Annotated in this window: 1 protein-coding gene; it reads right to left on the reverse strand. The window is 33.2% G+C overall.

Annotated elements, in window-relative coordinates:
• Positions 1-394, reverse strand: a 394-nt coding sequence (locus HMPREF9441_RS17240) for a GSCFA domain-containing protein (protein ID WP_216593520.1), incomplete at both ends; no start/stop codon positions are given.

The raw sequence follows: 394 nt of genomic DNA on the forward strand, positions 1-394 counted from the left end.
ATTCTATCAGTACTATTATAGATATATACCCAAGCTGTACCAAGTGTAAGAAAACAGAAATTAGCTCTATGCAATGTATCATAAAGCAATGTCTGTTGCCTGTTAGCTAAAGATATTGACTCTTTGAGTGAAATATGACTCATATCCGAGTGAAAATCAAAACTATGCCATAGTTCATTATGAAGAAAAAAGTCTTCAGCTACATAAGGTATTGACTGTAGAGCTCGAGTTATAATATTCTCAATAGCGAAAGGATGAAAAAGAATACCAAAGGGATTAAGTGTTATCGGAAACTTGTAATAAGCAAACTTTTCACCCATATTCACAGCAAAGCAGGAGCCTAAACTCACAATACTACTATGATAAGTAATAGAAGTACTAACCTTGGAAATAG

It is taken from the genome of Paraprevotella clara YIT 11840, assembly GCF_000233955.1.
GTDB lineage: Bacteria > Bacteroidota > Bacteroidia > Bacteroidales > Bacteroidaceae > Paraprevotella > Paraprevotella clara.